This is a genomic window from Streptomyces sp. NPDC057638 (assembly GCF_042800315.1).
Taxonomy (GTDB): domain Bacteria; phylum Actinomycetota; class Actinomycetes; order Streptomycetales; family Streptomycetaceae; genus Streptomyces.
The window spans coordinates 20,198-41,884 of the sequence record NZ_JBHVHF010000016.1; the positions used below are offsets into that span (position 1 = coordinate 20,198).

The 21,687-nt window shown below is 71.4% G+C and carries 17 protein-coding genes and 1 pseudogene; 6 read left to right on the plus strand and 12 right to left on the minus strand.

The genetic code is table 11. The features are described from left to right. Positions 1-75: 75 nt before the first annotated feature. Positions 76-1,374 (minus strand): M6 family metalloprotease domain-containing protein, encoded by a 1,299-nt coding sequence (locus ACFVIM_RS04105; RefSeq protein WP_384298121.1) that lies wholly within the window; start codon positions 1,372-1,374, stop codon positions 76-78. Between the two features lie 305 nt (positions 1,375-1,679). Between ACFVIM_RS04105 and ACFVIM_RS04110 the strand changes: the two are divergent. Together ACFVIM_RS04110 and ACFVIM_RS04115 are read left to right on the plus strand one after the other, a co-directional pair. Continuing rightward, positions 1,680-2,333 (plus strand): annotated as a pseudogene (locus tag ACFVIM_RS04110) (TetR/AcrR family transcriptional regulator); the annotation flags it as partial. A gap of 412 nt (positions 2,334-2,745) precedes the next feature. Continuing rightward, positions 2,746-4,272 (plus strand): MFS transporter, encoded by a 1,527-nt coding sequence (locus tag ACFVIM_RS04115; protein WP_384298124.1) that lies wholly within the window; start codon positions 2,746-2,748, stop codon positions 4,270-4,272. Positions 4,273-4,667: 395 nt separating this feature from the next. On the opposite strand, the gene ACFVIM_RS04120 is transcribed toward ACFVIM_RS04115, so the two are convergent. Continuing rightward, positions 4,668-5,195, minus strand: a complete 528-nt coding sequence (locus ACFVIM_RS04120) for a MarR family winged helix-turn-helix transcriptional regulator (protein WP_384298125.1) — start codon at positions 5,193-5,195, stop codon at positions 4,668-4,670. A 96-nt stretch (positions 5,196-5,291) separates the two neighbouring features. Here ACFVIM_RS04120 and ACFVIM_RS04125 point away from each other — a divergent pair, with 96 nt between their 5' ends. Next, on the plus strand, positions 5,292-6,065 hold the full coding sequence (locus ACFVIM_RS04125) for a dioxygenase (RefSeq protein ID WP_384298128.1): 774 nt from the start codon (positions 5,292-5,294) through the stop codon (positions 6,063-6,065). Between the two features lie 309 nt (positions 6,066-6,374). On the opposite strand, the gene ACFVIM_RS04130 is transcribed toward ACFVIM_RS04125, so the two are convergent. After that, positions 6,375-6,977 (minus strand): GNAT family N-acetyltransferase, encoded by a 603-nt coding sequence (locus ACFVIM_RS04130; protein ID WP_384298130.1) that lies wholly within the window; start codon positions 6,975-6,977, stop codon positions 6,375-6,377. A gap of 162 nt (positions 6,978-7,139) precedes the next feature. On the opposite strand from ACFVIM_RS04130, the gene ACFVIM_RS04135 reads away from it, so the two are divergent. Continuing rightward, the gene (locus tag ACFVIM_RS04135) at positions 7,140-8,141 is read left to right on the plus strand and encodes an RNA polymerase sigma factor RpoD/SigA (RefSeq protein ID WP_384298133.1); all 1,002 of its coding nucleotides are present in this window, start codon (positions 7,140-7,142) and stop codon (positions 8,139-8,141) included. A 539-nt stretch (positions 8,142-8,680) separates the two neighbouring features. On the opposite strand, the gene ACFVIM_RS04140 is transcribed toward ACFVIM_RS04135, so the two are convergent. The 3 genes from ACFVIM_RS04140 to ACFVIM_RS04150 form a co-directional block, all read right to left on the minus strand. After that, the gene (locus tag ACFVIM_RS04140) at positions 8,681-9,505 is read right to left on the minus strand and encodes a DUF6227 family protein (protein ID WP_384298135.1); all 825 of its coding nucleotides are present in this window, start codon (positions 9,503-9,505) and stop codon (positions 8,681-8,683) included. A gap of 153 nt (positions 9,506-9,658) precedes the next feature. Next, positions 9,659-10,702: a P1 family peptidase gene (locus tag ACFVIM_RS04145; protein ID WP_384298200.1), complete on the minus strand. Its 1,044-nt coding sequence runs from the start codon at positions 10,700-10,702 to the stop codon at positions 9,659-9,661. 21 nt (positions 10,703-10,723) lie between these two features. Next, on the minus strand, positions 10,724-11,944 hold the full coding sequence (locus tag ACFVIM_RS04150; RefSeq protein ID WP_384298137.1) for a low temperature requirement protein A: 1,221 nt from the start codon (positions 11,942-11,944) through the stop codon (positions 10,724-10,726). A gap of 128 nt (positions 11,945-12,072) precedes the next feature. Between ACFVIM_RS04150 and ACFVIM_RS04155 the strand changes: the two genes are divergently transcribed. After that, positions 12,073-12,276, plus strand: a complete 204-nt coding sequence (locus ACFVIM_RS04155; protein ID WP_384298140.1) for a hypothetical protein — start codon at positions 12,073-12,075, stop codon at positions 12,274-12,276. A 64-nt stretch (positions 12,277-12,340) separates the two neighbouring features. On the opposite strand, the gene mscL is transcribed toward ACFVIM_RS04155, so the two are convergent. The 5 genes from mscL to ACFVIM_RS04180 form a co-directional block, all read right to left on the minus strand. Beyond that, positions 12,341-12,847, minus strand: a complete 507-nt coding sequence (gene mscL / locus ACFVIM_RS04160; protein ID WP_384298141.1) for a large conductance mechanosensitive channel protein MscL — start codon at positions 12,845-12,847, stop codon at positions 12,341-12,343. Between the two features lie 144 nt (positions 12,848-12,991). Further along, positions 12,992-13,570 carry a hypothetical protein gene (locus ACFVIM_RS04165; RefSeq protein WP_384298144.1) on the minus strand — a complete coding sequence of 193 codons (579 nt, stop codon included), beginning with the start codon at positions 13,568-13,570 and terminating at the stop codon, positions 12,992-12,994. A 349-nt stretch (positions 13,571-13,919) separates the two neighbouring features. After that, positions 13,920-14,282: an FmdB family zinc ribbon protein gene (locus ACFVIM_RS04170; RefSeq protein WP_384298145.1), complete on the minus strand. Its 363-nt coding sequence runs from the start codon at positions 14,280-14,282 to the stop codon at positions 13,920-13,922. A 68-nt stretch (positions 14,283-14,350) separates the two neighbouring features. Then, the gene (locus tag ACFVIM_RS04175; protein WP_384298147.1) at positions 14,351-15,658 is read right to left on the minus strand and encodes an MFS transporter; all 1,308 of its coding nucleotides are present in this window, start codon (positions 15,656-15,658) and stop codon (positions 14,351-14,353) included. A gap of 645 nt (positions 15,659-16,303) precedes the next feature. Then, on the minus strand, positions 16,304-17,743 hold the full coding sequence (locus tag ACFVIM_RS04180) for a potassium/proton antiporter (protein WP_384298150.1): 1,440 nt from the start codon (positions 17,741-17,743) through the stop codon (positions 16,304-16,306). Positions 17,744-18,000: 257 nt separating this feature from the next. Here ACFVIM_RS04180 and ACFVIM_RS04185 point away from each other — a divergent pair, with 257 nt between their 5' ends. Then, a complete protein-coding gene (locus ACFVIM_RS04185; protein ID WP_384298153.1) occupies positions 18,001-21,027 on the plus strand; it encodes a penicillin acylase family protein in 3,027 nt (1,008 codons plus the stop codon). Between the two features lie 33 nt (positions 21,028-21,060). On the opposite strand, the gene ACFVIM_RS04190 is transcribed toward ACFVIM_RS04185, so the two are convergent. Continuing rightward, positions 21,061-21,651, minus strand: a complete 591-nt coding sequence (locus ACFVIM_RS04190) for a 5-formyltetrahydrofolate cyclo-ligase (RefSeq protein WP_384298154.1) — start codon at positions 21,649-21,651, stop codon at positions 21,061-21,063. Positions 21,652-21,687 lie beyond the last annotated feature (36 nt).

The window sequence follows — 21,687 nt, forward strand, 5'->3', positions numbered from 1 at the left end:
CGGGCGCGTGGCGGAACGCGGGGTACGGGTGGTGCGGGTTCTGGAACGGGTGGTGCGGGTGGCGCGCGGGGTGCGTCAGCGGGTGCGGGTGACCCGGAGGGTGTAGGTGCCACCGGACTCCCGCAGGACCGTGATGTGCACCCCGTGCTTCTTGTCGGTGAACGACTGGCCCGGCCGGTACGGCGCGTCCGACAGCTCCGCGTGCACATTGGGCCGCCGGGTGCACCCGCCGCTGTCCCGCACGCTGTCGGAGACCGTCACCGGCCCCTGCCCGGTGTCGATGTCCCCCTTGACCCGGTAGATCAGCGCGCCCGGGCGGCACACGGCCTCGTCGTTCCCCCCGGGCGTCCGTATCTCCACCGCGTAACCGGAGTGGGCGCCGACCGGGACCACCACCAGCTTGCGCCCGCCGGGTGTGGCGAGCGGGGTGAGGGTGTACTCCGAGGTCCCGGGGGCCGAGGCGCACGCGACCTGTGCCGAATCCAGCCAGCCGAGCTTCCACTTGTGCCAGCCGAGCAGGTCGTTGTTGGCCCCCCAGTCCTCGGACATGATGTCCCAGTGTCCGACCGAGCCGCCGCCCTCGGAGGTGTAGAGGTCGGGCAGGCCGAAGACATGGCCGTTCTCGTGGGGCAGGACCCGGTAGCCGGTCTCGGCGTAGCTGCCCGAGCCGTCGTCCTGACGGCTGTAGACGAAGGACGTGTTGGCGAGCGGGACACCGTCGGCGACCGGGGCGTCCGGGTTGCCGGAGAAGGTCACCGAGAGCACGGTGTCCAGCGCCGAGGGCCCCGCGTTGGGTGTGACGAGTATGTTGACCAGGTCATAGGCGCTGAAGTCGACCTGGGGGTCGGCCGCCGTGACGATGTCGTCGACGAGCGAGCGATAGCCGGGTTCATACGGTGAGCCGCGCTCTATCCCGTACGACTCGAACGGCACCGGCATCCGCAGCCACTGCGTGATCGGGGCGTGCGGGCGGTAGTTGAGCCGTCCGTAGGAGCTGGTACGGAACCACTCCGAGGTCTGCGGGAAGAACTCCGCCAGCCGGTCGAGCGCCCGGCCCTCGCCCTCCGCGTCCGGGAAGTCGATCATCAGGTTCAGCGCGCGGACCTCGCCGGTGGAGGGGGAGTAGCCGGGCGGGGTCGGTATCCCCTCGGACATCTGGATGCCGAGGGTGGTGGGGATGCGGCAGGGCCCGAGCCCGTTGTCGTCGGGCCCGGCCACCGGGCTCGACGGCACCCCCGGCCGGGCGGGTCCGGGGAGGGTGACGGTCGCCGAGGTGAGCGCGGTGAGGCCGAGGGCGGCGAGGGCGGCGAGCCTCCTGGCGCGGCGCGCGGTGCCCGTTCCGGGTATCCGGTGCCGATGGCGTCTGTGCCGCATAGGAGAACCGCCTTAGCTCCCGGCAGCAGGCCGGGCCCTGGCTGCTCTCTCGGTGCGATCAGCCTCGGCCGGGGCGGGCCGGGGCGCGCGCCGGGTGGGCCGTTCGGGGCGCGGGGGCGGGCCGTTCGAGGGGCGGGGCGCGGCTGTCCGGGGGAAGACCGCTTTGTGGTGGGTGTCACATCCGGGACGGGAAATAACCGGGGACGCTCTCCCCGTTTACCCCGGTGTCCCTGCGAAGCGGGGAGCCACTCCCCGTTTGGGTGGTGGTCGAGAGAGTGGGGGGACCCATGAGGACCGACGGACCCATGAGGCACGGCGCTGCGTCGTGTGTCGCGGCCGTGCCACGACCGGTGGTGCGTCCGCGCGCGGACGCCCTGCGCAACCGCGAGCGGATTCTGGTGGCGGCACGCGAGGTGTTCGTGGAGCGCGGCCCGGACGCGCCCCTCGACGACATCGCCCGCCGCGCGGGCGTCGGCAACGCCACGCTCTACCGCCACTTCCCCGACCGCCCCACCCTGGTGCGCGAGGTCGTCCTCTGGGTGCTGGGCCGCAGCGCGGACCAGGCGGTCCTGGCGGCGGCCGAGGAGGCGGACACGTTCGACGCGATCCGCCGCTTCGTCCACGCGGCGGCCGATGAGCGCATCGGCGCGCTCTGCCCGCTGCTGTCGGGCGCCGTCGACCCCGAGCACCCCGATCTGGTCGCGGAGCGGGAGCGCCTGGAGGAGGCCCTCGCCGGTCTGATCCGGCGCGCCCAGGCGGCCGGGCGGATGCGCCCCGATATCGGCGTCGGGGATGTGATGGTCGCGCTCTCCCAGCTCAGCCGTCCCCTGCCGGGCACCGACTGCCTGGTGATCGACCGTTTCGTCCATCGCCACCTCCAGCTCTTCCTGGACGGGCTCATGGCGCCCGCGCGCTCGAACCTGATGGGGCGCGCGGTGACCCTGGAGGACCTGCGGAGGCACGACCCGCACGGCGACGCGCACGGCGATGCGCACGGTGGTGGTTCGCGGGCCCGCGAGCCGCTGGGGCCGGTGGATCGCCTCCCGGGCGGACGCGACCCGAGTGGACATGATGTGCGAGGGCCCATGGAACCCTGACGCCACGCCCGCCACCCGGGCCCGTGACCCCGCTCCGAGGCGCCGTCACTCCCCGGTACGGAGGTGCCGCGCCGACCATCGCGCGGCTCGTCTCCGTACGGAGGTGAGGACGCCTCGGCGGACGGCGGGGCACGGAGCCGGAGCGGAGCTGACGCCGGCCGGAGTCGTACCCGGTGCCGCGGGGATCCCGCCGCGCGCCCCTTGCGCCGCTTTCCTCAAGTTTTCTCAAGTTTTCTCAGCTTTTACACACTTCGCACCCTTGAAGGGCCCACCCATGCCGAAATCACCTGACATATCACTTCCTGATCCCCGGCGCTGGCAGGCGTTGGTCTTCATCGCGCTCGCCCAGCTGATGGTGGTGCTCGACTCCACGATCGTGAACATCGCGCTGCCCACCGCCCAGCAGGACCTCGGTATCTCCGACGGCAACCGGCAGTGGGTCATCACCGCCTACGCGCTGGCCTTCGGTGGACTGCTGCTCTTCGGTGGGCGGATCGCCGACCTGTGGGGCCGCAAGCAGGCGTTCGTGGTCGGTCTCATCGGCTTCGCGCTCGCCTCGGCGCTCGGTGGCGCGGCCACCAACGAGGCGATGATGCTGGCCTCGCGCGCCCTCCAGGGTGCCTTCGGCGCGCTGCTCGCGCCCGCCGCGCTCTCGCTGCTGGCCGTCATGTTCACCGACGCCAAGGAGCGCGCCAAGGCGTTCGGCATCTACGGCGCCATCGCCGGTGGCGGCGCCGCCGTCGGTCTGCTGCTCGGCGGCTTCCTCACCGAGTACCTGAACTGGCGCTGGACCTTCTACGTCAACATCCCGTTCGCCGCCGTCGCCGCCATCGGCGCCTACTTCGTCATCCACGAGCCGAAGGGCGCGCGTAACCGCTCCTCGCTTGACGTGCCCGGAGTCATCCTCTCCACCCTCGGTCTGGTGGCGCTGGTCTACGGCTTCACCCGCGCCGAGCACTCGGGCTGGAGCGACTCCCTGACCATCGGCAGCTTCGTGGCCTCCGTGGTGCTGCTCGCGGCCTTCGTGCTGGTGGAGGCCAAGGTGAAGGCGCCGCTGTTGCCGCTGCGGGTGCTGACCGAGCGCAACCGGGCCGGGGTGTACCTCTCCCTGGGTCTCGCCATCATCGCGATGTTCGGTCTCTTCCTCTTCCTGACCTTCTACCTCCAGATCGTCAAGGGCTACTCCCCGGTCAAGACCGGTTTCGCCTTTATGCCGATGGTCGTCGGCATGATCACCGGCTCCACCCAGATCGGTGCCCGGCTGATGACCCGGGTGCCGCCCCGGATGCTGATGGGCCCCGGCTTCGTGCTCGCGGCGCTCGGCATGCTGCTGCTGACCCAGATGGAGGTGGACAGCTCCTACGCCGCCGTGGTGATGCCCGCGCAGCTGCTGCTGGGCCTCGGCATGGGTACGGCCTTCATGCCCGCCATGTCCCTGTCCACGTACGGGGTCAACCCGGCCGACTCGGGCGTCGCCTCCGCGATGGTCAACACCTCGCAGCAGGTGGGTGGCGCCATCGGCACCGCGCTGCTGAACACGATCGCGGCCTCGGCCACCACCTCGTACATCAGCTCCCACGCCGCCGGTGCGGCCGACCCGAGGCTGCTGGAGTTCCAGGGCATGGTGCACGGCTTCACCACCGCCATCTGGTGGGCGGTGGGCATCCTCGCCGCGGCGGCGGTGATCGCCTTCACGATGGTGACCGCACGGGGCGCGGCGGGCGCCGAAGCCGCCGGTGGCCCCGGCGCCTCGGACGGTGACACGGACGAGGCCGTGAAGATGCCGGTGATCGCCCACTGAGCACGGCTCCGCCGTGTCATGACGGGTGAACCGTCCTGAGGGACGGAGTGATGAGGGCCCCGCTGTCGGGATGACGGCGGGGCCCTCGTGCTGGTGTGGGGGTGTCGGCGGGTGGTCGGTGTCCGCCCTCGCGCGGCTGACGGGCACGCTGGTGAGGGTCGCGTGCGCAGGGCGGGTGGGGGTACCGGGTCGGCGGGACGGAGAGCCGCACGTGGGGCCGGACGGGAGTGGGCGCCTGAGCCCCGGTCCGTCCGTGAGGCGTGGTCCGTGAGCGGTGGTCCGTGGTCCGTGGTCCGTGAGTCCCGGTCCGTCGGTTCCGGTCCTCGCGTCAGCCCGGTTGGGCGTCCGCACCGCCCGGGCGTCCGCACGGCCCGGGTCTCAGCACCGCCCGGGTCTCAGCGCAGCCAGGGCAGATCCGCCGCCGAGTCCTGCGGCTGCAATCCCTCCGCCACGATCCGCATGATCTCTCCCAGCTGTCCCACCTGTTCCGCCGACAGACGGTCGAACATCACCTGGCGTACCGCCTCCACATGGCCCGGCGCGGTCCGCCGCAGCACGTCGAAGCCCGCGTCCGTCAGGACCGCGATCTGTCCCCGCTTGTCGGAGGGGCAGTTCTCGCGGCGTATCCAGCCGCGCTGCTCCAGCCGGGCGACCGCGTGGGACAGCCGCGACCGCGTGATCTTGGCGTCGATCGCCAGCTCGGTCATCCGCCGCTGGCGCCCCGGTGCCTGGGAGAGCTGCACCAGCAGTCCGTAGTAGAGGTGCGGCATCCCGGCGTCCCGTTGGAGCTGGCGGTCGAGATGGTCCTCGAAGAGCCTGGTGGCATGGATGTACGCACGCCACACCCGTTGCTCGTCGTCGCTGAGCCAGCGCGGCCCGCGTCCGTCCTCGTCCGCCTCCGGCGGCGTCCCTGCCCTGTTCATACACCCACTCTCCCACCCGTCGCCATATTCTTGAAAGTTAAACCAAGGGGCGTATCATGGAGGTAGCTTGAAGTTTCAAGTAGATCGGAGGTTCTGATGACCGCCCCAGCCCGGATGCCCGCTCTCTACCTCTCCCACGGTGCGCCGCCGCTCGCCGACGATCCCCTCTGGCCCGGGCAGCTCGCGGCCTGGTCGGCGGGGCTGCCGCGCCCCAAGGCCGTTCTGATGGTCTCCGCGCACTGGGAGGAGGCGCCGCTGGCGCTGGGCGCGACCACCACGCTGCCGCTGGTCTATGACTTCTGGGGGTTCCCGGAGCGGTACTGCACGGTGCGCTACCCGGCGCCCGGCGCTCCGGAACTCGCCGACTCCGTACGCAAGCTCCTGCGCCGGGCCGGTACCCCGGTCCAGGACGTCCCCGGGCGGGGGCTCGACCACGGCGCGTACGTCCCGTTGGTCGAGATGTATCCGGACGCCGACGTTCCGGTGCTGCAGATCTCCCTGCCCACCCTGGAGCCGGAGAAGCTGATGGAGATCGGACGGCGGCTGGCCCCGCTGCGGGACGAGGGGGTCCTGATCGTCGGTAGCGGCTTCTTCACCCACAACCTGGCGGCACTGCGGCACGAAGGTGTGCCGGGCTGGTCCTCGGAGTTCGACGACTGGGGGCGGCGGGCCCTCGCCGACGCGGATGTCGACGCGCTGCTCGACTTCGAGCACGCGGCCCCCGCCGGGAAGCTGGCGCACCCCAGGACCGAGCACTTCGCCCCGCTCTTCGTCACGCTCGGTGCCGCCGAGTCCGAGCTGGCCGGGGGCAGGAATGTGATCGACGGCTTCTGGATGGGCCTCGCGAAGCGCTCGCTCCAGTTCGGCTGACCCCGGCGCTCCCCACGTGGGCGGGTCCGTGACCGCAGGGGTCGCGGCGCGAGGCGGGGCCGTATGCCCGGGCCCGGCGCGCTCAGGGTGCCCGGCGGGCCCGGCGCGCCCGGTGGGCCCGGTCGGTTCGGCGCTCATGGCGCGACCCTAGGCGGGGCGGATATCCCTCCGTAACGGTCTGTGGTCCTACGCCTGCGGACTTGGTCCTTCCGCATCGCGTCCGCGTGGACGCCCTCGTAGGTCAGGTGGGCGACTTCGTGGGTCAGGGGGCGGTGCGCCCATGGGTCCGTCCGCCGGGGAGGGCGCCTCTCACGCGTCGGGGCCGAGCTTCTTCTCGAACCAGGTGACGTCCCAGTAGCGGTCGAACTTCCGGCCCGCCTCCGTGTACGTACCGATCCTGCGGAAGCCGAAGCGGGCGTGCAGCCGCTCGGACGCCTCGTTGGGCTGGGTGATCACGGCGTAGGCGCGATGGAGGTCCTCGTCGGCGAGGGCCTCGAAGAGCGACTTGTAGAGCAGGGTGCCGATGCCCCGGCCCGCCGCCTCGGGGGCGCAGTAGACGCTGACCTCGATCGAGGTGTCATAGGCGGCCTTGGGGCGCAGCGGGCTGCTCGTGACGTAGCCGAGCAGCCCACCCCAGCCGTCCGCCGGGTTCTCCCGGGTGCTGCTGCTTTCCCGGGATTCCCGGCTTACCTGTGCTTCTGTCCGCTCGTAACCGGTATCCCGGGCAACCAGGAGGCGGTGCGGGCCGTCTTCAGGGTGGGAACGCAGCCACGGCAGGCGCTCTTCCGGAGTGAACGGAGTGATGTCGAAGGTGATGGACGTCTCACGGACGTAGTGGTTGTAGAGCGCGGTCAGCGCCGTCAGATCGGCCTCCGTGCCTGGTCTGACCTGCACTTCCGTGTGCTGCTTCATAGGTTCCCTCGGCATGTGCCCTCCCGTGTGACCGGGCAGGATACTGCAAGATCGTAAAAGTTGGCGCGGTTGATGGGAATTCTGTCCGGATTCCAGTCGTTGTTTCCATCGGATGCAGGGCACCCGGAAGGGTGTCGCGACCTACTCAGCAAGGGAGCTCGCATGGCAACCCGTGCCGTCGCCCGACGCCAGTCCGAGACCAAGGGGACCACCGGCCGGGCCCGGGGCGTTCGCGCGGTCGGCGGGGAGATAGCCGACCGTGACCTCGTCGGTATGTATCTCGACGAGATCGCGCGGACACCGCTGCTCGACGCCGCCAAGGAGGTCGAGCTGTCGCAGACCATCGAGGCGGGCGTCTACGCCCAGCAGATCCTCGACAAGGAGGTCGACAGCGGCGCGGGCGGCGCCTCCCGTGAGGAGCTTGAGTCGCTGGTGGCCGAGGGTGAGCGCGCCAAGGACGTCTTCATCCGGTCCAACCTCCGACTGGTGGTCGCCGTGGCCCGGCGCTACCCCCGCAGCGGACTGCCCCTGCTCGACCTGATCCAGGAGGGCAACGCGGGCCTGGTGCGGGCCGTCGAGAAGTTCGACTACGCCAAGGGCTTCAAGTTCTCCACCTACGCCACCTGGTGGATCCGCCAGGCCATCACCCGTTCCATCGCGGACCAGTCACGCACCATCCGCCTCCCCGTCCACCTGGTGGAGGAACTGGGCCGTATCCGCAGGATCCAGCGCGAGTTCAACCGCGAGAAGGGCCGCGAGCCGGAGGCCGCCGAGATCGCGCAGGAGCTGGGATCCACCCCCGAGCGGGTCGCCGACGTCCTCGACTGGGCGCGTGACCCGGTCAGCCTGAACATGCCGGTGGACGACGCGGGCGAGACCCAGTTCGGCGATCTGCTGGAGGACACCTCGGCCATCTCGCCCGAGCAGTCCGTCCTCACCTTGCTGCGCAGCGAGGGCCTGGAGGATCTGATCGGCAAGCTGGACCAGCGCACCGCCTCCATCATCCGGATGCGGTACGGGATCATGGACGGCCGGGAGCGCACGCTCACCGAGGTCGGCAAGGAACACGGTCTGACCCGTGAGCGGATCCGCCAGATCGAGAAGCACGCCCTGCTCGAACTCAAGCGCATGGCCGACGACACCGGCTTCGACGCGGCCGCGTAAGCGGTCATCCGGGGGGCGGGCCGCCAGCGGGCGGTCCGTGCCCCGGCCAGGCGCCGAGAGCGGTGGTCGGGGGCGGTTGAGGCGCGGAAGCGTTCGGCCCGGGAACCGATCGGTCAGGGGCCAGCCGGGGTCTGGCTCCGGCGCGGATGTACGCGGGGCTTCGCTGCGGGACGCCCTTGGACGGGGCGCGGGTCCATCGGGGGGGGGCACGGAACATACGGCCGGTCGACGGGGCCGGGGCGCCCTACCGCGGGAGCGCGGGAACGCGGCGGAGCGTCTGAGGCGGAGGAGCGCGGCGGGCGCGGTACGCGCCATGCGCGTCGGTCGCGAGAGCGCGGCGGACGACTCGTCGAGGAGGGCCGCGAGAGCGCCCAGAGCGCCGTAGAGATCATGAGCCGCGGACCGCGAGAACGTGTGGTGCGCGGGTGCGTGCTCAGGCCCGGAACCGGGCGGATGGCCGACGGCGGACGAGGAACGGCCGGGCCATGGCGGGCGCTGGGGGGCACCCGAAGGGTGGGGGGTGGCAGTGGGGCGTCAGGTCAGCGGACCCGTGCCCGGTTCTCCATCGCCTCGCGAGCTCGGTTCTCCGTCGGGTACACCTCGCACATATGGCGGCCGTCGGGCGTGGCCGTATGCTCCACCTCCCACAGGCTCACCTCCGCGCCGTCGAAGAGGAGGAACGCGTGCTCGTAGAGGGTGAACCCGGCGTCCTTGCCCGCCACCTGGCACTGGCGGCCGAAGACCTGGGTGATGTGGTGGGCGAAGGCCGTGCGCAGCAGCCGGGCGGTCTCCCGGCCCGGCCGGTCGGCGTTCTCCGCGCGGCGCAGCACCCGGCGGGCGTGGTCGGCGGAGTTGTCCGGCGCGTACATCCTCGGCAGCGCGGCCGGGGCCGCCGTCGCCAGCCCGGTCAGCAGCTCGAACTCCGCCTCGATGTCACCCTCCGGACCTCGGTCGCCCTCCGGTCCGGCCGAAGGTGGTCCCTCGGGCCCGCCACTCTCGCCGGGCGGGGTCCCGGGCTCCGGGAACCCGGGGTCGCCGAACCCGGGGAACCCTGAGGGCAGCCGTGAAGCGGCCAGTCTGACCTCGCCCTCCTCCGTGTAGAGCTCGTGCTGCTCCGGGCCGTCGGGGCCCGTGGAGTGCACCAGCTCCCACAGGACGAGCGAGCTGCCGTCGCTCAGCAGATAGGCGTGCCGGTAGGTGGCCCGGTCGAGGGCCGCGGTGTGGTGGGAGGAGTGCAGCGAACTCACATGAGCCAGTGCCGTGTCGAGTCGTTCGACCGTGGCGTCGGGCAGCTCGAAGGAGTTGAGCGCCCGACCCATGAGCCGCCGGAGATGGGCCTCGGTTGTCTCATACGGATCGTTCAAAGTGGGTCTCCAGGCCGTCGCCACAAGTAACTCGTTGATTGCTAAAAGTAACCCCTGAGTCCGACAACGTGTCCGTCGTTCCGGAAAACGAAGGAACTCTTTCCCAGGTTCCCCGGATCCGCCAACTCGCCCGCCGTCGTGCCCGGCAGGGACTCACCCGGCGCCGTACAGCTCACGGTAGGAGGGGAAGGAACCACCGGGGCCCACCACTCCGGTGGCCGCCAGTACGGCCCTGACCACGGCCCGGGTGAGTGTGTCCGCGCCCGCCGCCAGTACCTCGTTGAGGGCGAAGGGGCTCTCGCCCGGGAGCGGCACGGTGCCCGTGGCGAGGGTGAACACCGTGTCCCCGTCATTGAGGAGATGGACCGGCCGCACGGCGCGCGCGAGGCCGTCGTGAGCCGTACCGGCCAGCTTCTGCGCCTGCGCGCGGCTCAGGTCGGCGTCCGTGGCGACCACGGCGAGCGTGGTGTTGAGCGGTGGCGGTCCTCCGGCCGCCACCGCCTCCGCCAGCCGCCGCTGTGCCTCCTGGTGCCGCCCGGGCGCCGGAGCCGTCACGGGGCCCTCCAGCAGCCGCCCGTAGAGCACACCCGTCAGTGGATCCACGGCCGAGCCCGCCGCGTTGACCACCACGAGCGCGGCGACGGTCGCCCCGGACTCGGCCAGGACCATGCTCGCCGTGCCGACACCGCCCTTGAACCCGCCCACCACGGCTCCGGTCCCGGCCCCGACGGCGCCCATGGCCACCGGGGCGCCCGGACCGGTCCGCGCCGCGTCCTCGGCGGCGGCGCGGCCCGTGGCCGCGTCCGGGCGGGCCCGCCAGTCGCCGCCACGGCCCAGATCGAAGAGGCAGGCCGCCGGGACCACGGGCACCACCTGGTCGGGGCCGCCGACCCGGACGCCCCTGCCCCGCTCCTCCAGCCAGGCCATCACCCCGCCCGCCGCGTCCAGGCCGTAGGCGCTGCCGCCGGTCAGGACCACCGCGTCGATCCGCTGCACCAGATTGCGCGGGTCCAGCGCGTCCGTCTCCCGGGTGCCGGGGCCGCCACCGCGCACGTCCACGGCCGCGACGGCCCCGCCCTCCGGCGCCAGCACCACGGTGGTCCCGCTCAGGGCCCGCTCCCCGGGCACCTGCGCGTGTCCGACCCGTAGCCCGGCCACGTCCGTCAGCGCGTCCCGGGGGCCCGCGCTCCTCGCCATATCGCTCACACCCCCTGCGTATCACGGGTCGGAGGACGGGGAAACGATCTTCTTCGCGCGGTCGCGGCAGGTGAGCCAGACCCCGGCGGTGACGGTGGCCGTCGCGACCAGCCCCGCCGCCAGCACCGCCCAGCCGTCGACGAACGTGCAGCCCAGGATCGCCACCGCCGCCACCGGCAGCGTGAGTTGCTGGACGGCGCCGTGCTTGAAGTGGCGGGAGTGCAACAGCCACACCGTCGCCAGGAAGACCGCCGTGGGGACCGTCACGGCCGCGCTCGCCGCGACGGTGGAGATACGCGCCGTGCCCACCGCGTGCTCGACGGCCACCTCCATGCCCGCGCCGAGTGCGGCCGCCGAACCGAAGACCAGCACATGGCCGTAGCCCCAGGGGAGAGCCTGCCGGTTGGAGATCAGCCGCTCGTGCGCGGGCACCGCGAAGTAGATCCACCACGCCGAGAAGATGATCAGCAGCCCTCCGACCGCGATCGGCAGCAGCTCGCCGATCGCGTCGTGCTCGTCGATGGCCGACTGCACCGCGATCGTGCTCGCCGACATGGTCTCGCCCAGCACGATCAGGGTGAACAGCCCGTATCGCTCCACGATGTGATGGGCGTGCCAGGGTGTCTCCCGCTCCCGCTCGGCGATCAGCGGTACCAGTAGCTCGGCCGCCACCACGATCGGGAAGAGCCAGTGTCGTGACCACTGCGGCGCGAGCAGCAGCGCGGCCCAGGCCGCCTGGCAGAGCGCGATGCCCGCCGCGTACGTCAGCGCCACCGTGCGGCCCGCGTCCGTCTCGGCGGCCGCCGCGCGCAGCCACTGGGTGGTCAGTGCCAGCCGCATCATCAGATAGCCGATGACGGCGATGGTCCAGTCGTTCTCGTTGAACGCGCGGGGCACCCCCGCCGCGTAGACCAGGACGCCCGCGATCTGGATGAGCGTCGCGATCCGGTACGGCACGTCGTCGCAGTCGTAGGCGGAGGCGAACCAGGTGAAGTTCATCCACGCCCACCACACGCCCCAGAAGACGAAGCAGTAGCCCACGAAGCCGGTGCCGGGTCTGCCCTCGGCCACGGCGTGCACCAGCTGAGCGCCCGCCTGGGCGACCGCGACGACGAAGCAGAGGTCGAAGAAGAGCTCCAGCGGTGTGGCCGCCCGGTGCGGTTCGTCGCGGCGCCGGGGCGCCATGTGACGCAGCGGCGCGTAACCGTCGGCCTCGGACTCCTGGCCGGCTGAGGAGGTCATGGGCCCAGGACAGCACCGGGACGGATGCCGTGCTCCCGGGCCGGGGGCGGGAGCGGGCCGAGTGGGCCAAACCCTCACCCGGGTGGGGCCGGGCCGTGCCGGGCGGCGCGCCGCCGTACCCTGAAGGCATGAGTACCGCCCCCGCCCTCGGCCCGCGAGAAGCGGAGCCTTCCCGGCCGAAGTCCCCGAGGCCGGTGATCGACTTCGACGATCCGCTGGACCTGCCGTCCTCGGACGACACGGACCGCGGGTGGGGCGAGCGGCCTCGCTCCGGTGGTGGCGACGGCGATCTGGCCCGGTTCCTGGACGAGAAGCCGCCGCACCACCTCTGAGCGCCCGGAGCGCTCCGGACGCGGGTGGCCGGAGCCGCCCACGCCGAAGGCCGAGCGCGCGACGCTAAGGCCGCGGCGCGCCCGTGCCGGGCCCGGAGGCGGGACCCGCGCCAGGCCCGGACCCACGCGACTGCGCGAGCAGCGTGTCCCGGATCTCCTTGAGCACCTCCAGCTCGGAGACCTCGACGAGCTCCTTCGCCCCTTCCTTCGCCGCGTCCCTGGCCGCCTTGCGCGCCAGGTACTTCGCCATGGGCAGCACCATCAGGAAGTAGACGACGGCGGCCGTGATCAGGAAGGTGAGCGTCGCCCCGAGCACGGAGCCCCACATGATCTTGATGCCCTGGACCTCGCCGTTGACGACCTTGCAGCTGCCCTTGACGCAGGAGCTGTAGGCGTCCAGGTTCTGGGTGCCGAACGCGCCGACCAAGGGGTTGATAACCCCCTTCACCACCGCGTTCACCACTTGTGTGAACGCGGCGCCGATGACGACAGCCACCGCCAGGTCGATCACGTTGCCACGCATCAGGAAGGCTTTGAAGCCCTCCAGGACGCCGACCTTCTTCTCGGTCACCGCGAAGCCTCTCGTTCTGTGGGGTAGAGCAGACGGATTCAAGCGTTCCGCAACCTACGGCACGGTGTGGCCGTGCTGTCCACTCCAGACGCGCGAAGAGGTGATGTGAGGGGGACCGTGTACGAAAACGGAGCCGCACGGGGATCAGCACACCGTCACCGCCAGCCGGGAAGTCGCGCTCGCGCCCGCCAGCGCGGCGGCGACGGGACGGGGGACGGAGAGCACGACCAGCGCCCCGCCGCCGTCGGCGATACCGCGCATCCGGGGCAGCTCGGCGACGCGGGCGGCCTGGGCCACCACGCGGGCGGCGGGTGCCTGGGCCGGGCCCGGGGCCGGGGCGGCCTCGGGTGTGGCGATCACATCGACCCGGTCGCCGGGACGCAGCAGCCGGACCGTCTCCGCGTCCGCGATGCGCACGGGCGCCAGCACCGGGGCGGCGAGAGCACGGCCGGGCGCCGCGGACGCGGAGGAGGGCATGGAGGAGGGCCCGCCCTCGTCCGGCCCGCGCGCCTCCGCCCGGCCCTCCGGCCGTCCGCTCTCACTCCCGCGCGGGCCCGACGCGGCGAGAGCGGCGGCGGTCAGGGCCAGCCCCGCGGCGAGGGCGCGGCGACGCCGCCGTACGGCCCGCCGCAGTCGCCGGTGGGCGCCACGGCGGGGTCGCAGCGGGGCGAAATGGGGAACGGCCCGGGGACCGGTGGCCGGAGGAAGGGGAGGGAACGACATGGTGGGTCCGCCTGTCGTCGAGGTAACCGCGCCGGTGGGTCACCGGTCGCCGGATCTCACGATGAACCCTCCCGGCAGAACCCGCTTGGCCCTGTGGACAGCCCCTGGCCTGTGGATATCCCCGTCACCCGTTGGGTGAGGTCAGGTCCCGCCCGCGTCGTGGCGCGTCCGGCCGTGTCCGCGCGGGACGCCTCGGACCCCATCCACCGGTTCCGCGTACGCCTTGCCCGTCAGCCCGTCAGCCCGTCAGCCCGTCAGCCCGTCAGCCCGTCAGCCCGCCGGGTACGCGTCGGGCCCTGGCCCACGTGACGTACGTGGACCAGGGCCCGGCGGAAAGGCAGAGCGCGCCTCAGGCGGCGGAGCTGGTGCTGCTGGACGTCGATGACGATGCCGACGACCCCGATGATGACGACGCCGACGATGACGACCCCGACGAAGAGGACGACGACCCGCTGGACGAGGACTCCGAGGAGGAGCCGGACGGCTTGCCCTCCGAGGACGACTTCGACGACGCGGGGGTGGAGCTGGACGACGAGCCACGGCTGTCGTTGCGGTAGAAGCCCGAGCCCTTGAAGACGATGCCGACGGCCGAGAACACCTTCTTCAGGCGTCCGTCGCAGTTCGGGCACACGGTCAGGGCGTCGTCGGTGAACTTCTGCACCGCCTCAAGGCCCTCGCCGCATTCGGTGCACTGGTACTGATAGGTCGGCACTGGTCTTCCTCCTGGCACTCTCACTCGATGAGTGCTAACGACGGTCCATAGTGACGTATTCCGCTGTATCAGTCCACCGTCACCCGCGAGCGGTGACCCATCCCACTCGCCCCGCGGGCCGCGATCCGCCCGCCGGAGCCGTCCTGGGCGGGTGCCAGACGGGACCGCAGGGCCAGCAGCGTGACCAGCGCGAGCGCGGTTCCCACCAGGGGGACCACGAATCCGGCGCTGGAGCCGCTGCTGTCGGCGAGACGGCCGGCGGCCGTGACGGCCAGGGCCTGACCGAGCGCGACCGCGCCCGTCAGCCAGGTGAAGGCCTCCGTTCGCGCGGACGCCGGAACCAGGGCGTCGACCAGGGTGTAGCCGCCGATCAGGGGCGGGGCGATGCACAGGCCGACGAGCAGTCCGAGTACCGCGAGCAGGAGGACGGAGTCCGCCGCCCACAGTGCCGACGCGGTCACGGTGAGCGCGCTGTAGCCGATCACGACCCGGCGCAGGGGGCCGCTCTTCCAGGCGATGGCGCCGCAGACGATGCCCGCGAGCATGTTGCCCGCGGCGAAGACCCCGTACAGGACCCCGTTCACGCCCGGATTGCCGATCTCCTCGGTGAAGGCGGTCAGGGAGACCTGCATTCCGCCGAAGACCGAGCCGATTCCCAGGAAGGCCACCACCAGGACGCGCAGCCCGGGCACCGACAGCGCGGAGACGCGCGGTCCGGAGCCCGCGGTGGCGGCGTGGCGTACCTCGGGCTGGGTGCGCTTCTGCGCGGCGAAGAGCACTCCGCCGACCAGGGTGAGCGCGGCCTCGGCGATCAGTCCGGCGGCGGGGTGGACGCCCGTGCACAGCGCGGTCGCCAGCACCGGTCCGACGACGAAGGTGAACTCGTCCGTCACCGACTCGAAGGCGGCCGCGGTACCCAGCAGTGGTGTGCCCTCCAGTTTCGCCGCCCAGCGGGCGCGCACCATGGGGCCGACCTGCGGTACGGAGGCGCCCGTGGGGACGGCCGCGGCGAACAGCGCCCACAAGGGCGCGTCCGCCAGCGCCAGGGTGATCAGCGCGGTCACCGAGGCCGCGTGCACCATGACGCCCGGCATCAGCACCGCGCGCTGCCCGAAGCGGTCGGCGAGCTTGCCCGACTGCGGCGCGAAGAGCGCCATGGAGACGCCGGTGACGGCGGCGACCACTCCGGCGGTGCCATAGGAGCCGGTGGTGCTCTGGACGAGCAGCACGATGCCGATGGTCAGCATCGCGAACGGCTGCCGGGCCAGGAAGCCGGGGAGCAGGAATGTCCATGCCCCTGGTGTGCGCAGGAGCTGTCCGTATCCCGGGCGGCGGGCGGCGGTGCCCTGGGAGTCGTCAGTGACCGTGTGCGACACGGTCCGTGCCTTTCTGCCGCCTGGTGGCACGCCCCGGGGTACGGGAACGGCCGAGAGCTGTCCTCTTGCGCGGGACTGCGGTAGATACCGGGTCCCGTCCTGCGAGAACGCCTCGGCCGCCATACGGTCGCGCCAGCTCTGCGTCAGGCAGAGGTGGTCGATCAGGTGTCGCCTTATCGTACAGGCCGCCGCGAGGCTCCCCTGGGGGTCGTGTGAGCGCTCCGCGGCCTTCTCACGGACGCCCCCGCTGCCGTACCGAGCGGCCGTATCCCTGGTCACGGGGCATCCGTCCGGGGCGGGCGATCCCCTGCTCCCCGGTCCGCGATGAAGCCGCCCCCGCCCTTCGGTGTCATACACCACGCGAGTGCCGGGGAGGCGGCCGTAGCGGAGCCGGAACCCGTTCGCCGGGTCGCCTGGATCGCGCCACGGCATCCGCCGGGAACACCTACCGCCCAGTGCCGCGCCCAGGGGATCCGCCATCCCCGGCGGCGTCCGCCGCCGCGGGCCCTGCCGGACGTGCTGTCCCGCCGAACACGCCGCCTTAAGGAAGCGCTCCGCCGTACCCGCTCCAAGGTGCCGTACCCGCCTCCGTCCCCAGGGAGCGCACCAGCTGCACCCACCGGCGCGACGAGGGGAGGCGTACCGCTATCCCGTCCCCAGCCAGCCCGCGAGCTTGCCGCCGTGCGCGACCGCGCGCAGACGTTTCTCGGCCGCGTCCCGGACCGGGTCGGTGGCCACCACGAGCAGTTCGTCGCCACGGCGCAGCACGGTGGAGGGGAGTGGCACGAAACTCTTCCCGTCGCGCACGACCAGGGTGACGGCCGCCCCGGCGGGCAGCCGCAGTTCCGCGACCTCCACGCCGTGCATCCGGGACTCCTCCGGGATGGCGACGGAGAGCAGATGCCCACGCAGCCGCTCCAGGGGCGCCGACTCGATGCCCAGGTCGGAGGTGTCGCCCGGGCCGAGCCGCAGGGCCTTGGCGAGCCAGGGCAGGGTGGGCCCCTGGATCAGGGTGTAGACGACGACCAGGACGAAGACGATGTTGAAGATCCGGTCGCTGCCGGGGACCTCCCCGACCATGGGGATGGTCGCCAGGATGATGGGTACGGCGCCGCGCAGCCCCGCCCAGGACAGCAGGATCTGTTCCCGCCGGGGTATCGAGAACGGCAGCAGGCTCACCACCACGGAGACCGGACGCGCCACCATGGTGAGCACCAGGCCGACGATCACGGCGGGCCAGAAGTCGTCGATGAGCTCATGCGGGGTCACCAGCAGTCCCAGCAGGACGAACATCCCGATCTGGGCGAGCCAGCCCAGGCCCTCGGCGAAGCCCCGGTTGGCCGGGGCGTGCGGGAGCCTGGAGTTACCGAGCACCATGGAGGCGAGGTAGACCGCGAGGAACCCGCTGCCATGTGCCATGGCTCCGGCCGCGTACGCCACCACCGCGATGGCCATCACGGCGATCGGGTAGAGCCCGGAGGCGGGCAGGGCGACGTGACGCAGCCCGTAGGCGCCCAGGAAGCCGATCGCCAGGCCGATGGAGGCGCCGATCGCCAGCTCCAGGGCGATCTCGCCGACGAGGATGTACCAGTGCTCCACGGGGCCCGCGGCGGAGAAGGCGACGACGAGGATGACGACGGGGGCGTCGTTGAAGCCCGATTCGGCCTCCAGGACGCCGGTCACCCGGGATGGCAGGGGCACCTTGCGCAGGACGGAGAAGACCGCCGCCGCGTCCGTCGAGGAGACCACCGCGCCGATGATCAGCGCCTGGCGCCACTCAAGGCCGATGAGGTAGTGCGCGGCCGCGGCCGTGATGCCCACGCTCACCGCGACGCCGACGGTCGACAGCAGCACGGCGGCGGGCAGCGCCGGTTTGACCTCCTGCCACTTGGTGCCTAGGCCACCTTCCGCCAGAATCACGACAAGTGCCGCATATCCGATCACCTGCGTGAGTTCCGCGTTGTTGAACTCGACGTCGAAGATGCCGTCCTGCCCTATGGCCACCCCGATCCCGAGATACAGGAGCAGGCTGGGCAGTCCGCTCCGCGATGAGATGCGCACCGCCGCGACGGCGATGAGCAGCACGAGTGAGCAGACGAGCAGGAGTTCATTGAGCTGGTGGACAGTCAGTGGCTGATCCTTCCCCTCGCGCCTCTGTACGCCGGATCGTTCCTTCCGGTCGGCGACACTTCGTTACCTTACCTAATCTTTAACGTTTTCTTGACGCCCCTGAACAGCTCGCTCCCCAGCCCGGTTCCCGATACCGCGTCCGGGTCCCCCCGGCGCTGCGCCTATGGTTGCTCCCAGCACCCCTGGACCAGCCTGCGCCTCGAAGGACAGCGATGCCCTCCAACACGACCGCCTCTTCCCCCAAGAAGAAGAAGGGGCGACGCGCCCGCCTGCTTGTGATCCTCCTGGTGCTGGCGCTGCTCGGCGGCATCGGATACGGCGGTTACTGGGGCGTCAGCACGGTTCGCGCCTCCTTCCCGCAGACCACCGGAACCCTCAAGATCGAGGGTCTGCGGGGTGAGGTCGAGGTCCGTCGAGACGACTACGGCATCCCGCAGCTCTACGCCGACCACGACGAGGACCTCTTCCGCGCCCAGGGCTTCGTCCACGCGCAGGACCGCTTCTGGGAGATGGACGTCCGCCGCCATATGACGGCGGGCAGGCTCTCCGAGATGTTCGGCTCCAGCCAGGTCGACACGGACGCGTTCCTGCGGACGCTCGGCTGGCGCGGTGTCGCGCAGCAGGAGTACGACAAGAAGCTGACCCCGCAGACCAAGAAGTACCTCCAGGCGTACGCGGACGGTGTCAACGCCTATCTGAAGGGCAAGGGCGGCGCGGAGCTCTCGGTCGAGTACGCGGCCCTGGCCTTCACCAACGACTACAAGCCCGAGCCGTGGACGCCGGTGGACTCGGTGGCCTGGCTCAAGGCGATGGCGTGGGACCTCCGCGGCAACATGGAGGAGGAGATCGACCGTTCGCTGCTGAACAGCCGGCTCACCGAGAAGCAGATCGACGAGCTGTACCCGCCGTATCCGTACGACAGGAACAAGCCGATCCTGGGCAAGGGCGGCGTCGACGAGGAGAGCAACGCCTTCGACCCCGAGGCGGAGCCGGAGGGCGACGTCCGCGAGTACGGCGCGAACGGCGACGGCGGCAACGGTGACAATTCCGGTAATGCCGACAGCGGTGAGGGCAAGGGCGACCGTGACGGCGGCGACAACACCGATAACGCTGACAACACCGACAACACCGATAACGCCGACGGCGATGGCGGCAATGGCGGCGGAGACCAAGGGAGCCGCGGCGACGGCTCCAGCGGCGATCAGAGCGGCCGGAACGGCGATGGCGGCGATCAGTCCGGCGACGGCTCCCAGGACGGCCAGAACGGCGATCAGAGCGGTCTGAGCGGACAGGGTGAGCGCGGCGGCCGGAGTGGTGGCAGCGCCACCGACGCGGTCCAGGGAGTGAACAACCAGCTCTCCGCGCTCGCCGAGACCCTCGACACGATCCCCGCGCTGCTCGGCCCGAGCGGCAACGGCATCGGATCGAACTCCTGGGTGGTCTCCGGCAAGTTCACCACCACGGACAAGCCGCTGCTGGCCAATGACCCGCATCTGGCCCCCCAGCTCCCCTCGCTCTGGTACCAGATGGGCCTGCACTGCCGTAAGGTCTCGCCGACCTGCCAGTTCAACACGGCGGGCTACACCTTCTCCGGTATGCCGGGCGTGATCATCGGCCATAACCAGGACATCGCCTGGGGCTTCACCAACCTCGGCGCCGACGTGACCGACCTCTACCTGGAGAAGGTCACCGGCAACACCTACGAGGTCGACGGCGAGGACCGCGAGCTGAAGAGCCGCAAGGAGGTCATCAAGGTCGCCGGCGGCAAGAGCAAGACGATCACGGTCCGCTCCACCGGCCACGGCCCCCTGATCTCCGACCGCAGCGGTGAACTGGCCGAGGTCGGCCAGCGCGCCCCGGTCTCCGACGCCCCGGACCGCGCCAGCGGCTACGGAGTCGCGCTCCAGTGGACCGCGCTCCAGCCGGGCAAGTCGATGGACGCTGTCTTCGCGCTCAACCAGGCCAAGGACTTCGACTCCTTCCGCGCGGCCGCGCGGAACTTCGAGGTCCCCTCGCAGAACCTGATCTACGCCGACGCCAAGGGCACCATCGGCTACCAGGCGCCCGGCGCGATCCCGATCCGCGCCAAGGGCCTCGGGGACATGCCCGCGCCCGGCTGGGACTCCTCGTACGCCTGGAAGGGGACGATCCCCTTCGATGAGATGCCGTGGGAGAAGAACCCGAAGCGCGGCTACATCGTCACGGCCAACCAGTCGGTCATCAACGCCAAGAAGTACCCCTACCTGATTACTCAGGACTACGGATACGGCGCCCGCAGCCAGCGGATCAACGATCTGATCGAGAGCAAGCTCAAGGACGGTGGAAAGATCTCCACCGAGGACATGCGCACCATGCAGATGGACAACAGCAGCGAGATCGCCAAGCTGCTCACGCCCAAGCTGCTCAAGATCGACATCGAGGACCCGCAGGTCCGCGAGGCCCAGAAGCTGCTGGAGGGCTGGGACTACAACCAGGAGCCGGACTCCGCCGCGGCCGCCTACTTCAACGCGGTCTGGCGCAACGTCCTCAAGCTCGCCTTCGGGAACAAGCTCCCCAAGGAGCTCCGTGTCGAGGGTGAGTGCCTGATGGTGCGCCCGGCCGACAGCACCGGACCCGCCGACGACCTGGCCGCCGACCTGGTGCGCGAGTGCGGTGAGCGGGACGCCCAGTCGGCGCAGCCGGACGGTGGTGACCGCTGGTTCGAGGTGGTGCGCACCATCCTGGAGGACCAGGACAACGCCTGGTGGCGCGCGCCCGCCACGCGCACCGACAAGGCGGTCGCCACCAGGGACACGCTCTTCGCGCGCGCCATGGAGGACGCGCGCTGGGAGCTGACGGCCGAGCTGGGCAAGGACATCGACCGGTGGAGCTGGGGCCGGCTGCACCAGCTGCACCTGAAGAACCAGACGCTCGGCACCGAGGGTCCCGGCTTCCTCCAGTTCCTGCTCAACCGGGGTCCCTGGAACATCGGCGGCGGCGAGGCGGCGGTCAACGCCACCGGCTGGAACGCGGCGGCGGGCTACGACATCGTCTGGGTGCCGTCGATGCGGATGGTGGTCAACGTCGGCGACTGGGACAAGTCCCGCTGGATCAATCTGACCGGCGCCTCCGGGCACGCGTACAGCGCGCACTACACGGATCAGACGGACAAGTGGGCCAATGGCGAGCTGCTCGAATGGCCTTTCAGTGAAGACGCGGTGAAGACAAACACCGTCGACACCCTCACACTGACTCCGTAGGCCCACGGGCCTGTCTGATCCATCAGGCAGGCCCTAGAGGAAGCGCCGGACGCCCTCCGGTGTGACCACCGCGTGCACGGGGTGGTCGTGCGGCTCCCTCGGGACCCGCGCGACCACCTCGTTCGCGTAGAGCAGCACCACCAGGGCCGGGTCGGCCCCGGCTCCCGCGAGCCGGGCGAGCACCCGGTCGTACGAACCGCCCCCGCGGCCCAGTCGCGTCCCGTGGCTGTCCACGGCGAGCCCGGGAAGGAGCACGGCATCCGCCTCCAGTACGGCGTCCGCGCCGAGTCGTCGCCCCTCCGGCTCCAGCAGCCCGCGCCCGGCGCGCGCGAGGTGTTCCGCGCCCTCGTACGCGCCCCAGTCCAGATCGTTGTCGGCCAGCAGCACGGGCAGCAGGACCCGCACGCCCCGCGCGCGCAGCGCGTCCAGCAGCGCGCGGGTGCCGGGTTCGCTCCCCACGGAGACATAGGCGGCCACGGTGGCCGCCTCCGCCAGCTCCGGCAGCGTCAGCGCCTGCCGGGCGAGGGCCGTGGCGGCCAGCCGTGCCTGGTCGTCGCCGAGCCCGCGCCGGGCGGCGAGCAGTTCGGCCCGCAGTTCCCGCTTCCCGGGCAGCGCGTCACGCATCGCCCACACCCGCCTTCCCCGTACGCCTCGCCTTCC

Bases quoted from the DNA above. Each gene is read 5' to 3' on its own strand.
- ACFVIM_RS04105 (WP_384298121.1), bottom strand. From the start codon at position 1,374: ATGCGGCACAGACGCCATCGGCACCGGATACCCGGAACGGGCACCGCG.
- ACFVIM_RS04115 (WP_384298124.1), top strand. From the start codon at position 2,746: ATGCCGAAATCACCTGACATATCACTTCCTGATCCCCGGCGCTGGCAG.
- ACFVIM_RS04120 (WP_384298125.1), bottom strand. From the start codon at position 5,195: ATGAACAGGGCAGGGACGCCGCCGGAGGCGGACGAGGACGGACGCGGG.
- ACFVIM_RS04125 (WP_384298128.1), top strand. From the start codon at position 5,292: ATGACCGCCCCAGCCCGGATGCCCGCTCTCTACCTCTCCCACGGTGCG.
- ACFVIM_RS04130 (WP_384298130.1), bottom strand. From the start codon at position 6,977: ATGAAGCAGCACACGGAAGTGCAGGTCAGACCAGGCACGGAGGCCGAT.
- ACFVIM_RS04135 (WP_384298133.1), top strand. From the start codon at position 7,140: ATGGCAACCCGTGCCGTCGCCCGACGCCAGTCCGAGACCAAGGGGACC.
- ACFVIM_RS04145 (WP_384298200.1), bottom strand. From the start codon at position 10,702: ATGGCGAGGAGCGCGGGCCCCCGGGACGCGCTGACGGACGTGGCCGGG.
- ACFVIM_RS04150 (WP_384298137.1), bottom strand. From the start codon at position 11,944: ATGACCTCCTCAGCCGGCCAGGAGTCCGAGGCCGACGGTTACGCGCCG.
- ACFVIM_RS04155 (WP_384298140.1), top strand. From the start codon at position 12,073: ATGAGTACCGCCCCCGCCCTCGGCCCGCGAGAAGCGGAGCCTTCCCGG.
- ACFVIM_RS04165 (WP_384298144.1), bottom strand. From the start codon at position 13,570: ATGTCGTTCCCTCCCCTTCCTCCGGCCACCGGTCCCCGGGCCGTTCCC.
- ACFVIM_RS04185 (WP_384298153.1), top strand. From the start codon at position 18,001: ATGCCCTCCAACACGACCGCCTCTTCCCCCAAGAAGAAGAAGGGGCGA.
- ACFVIM_RS04190 (WP_384298154.1), bottom strand. From the start codon at position 21,651: ATGCGTGACGCGCTGCCCGGGAAGCGGGAACTGCGGGCCGAACTGCTC.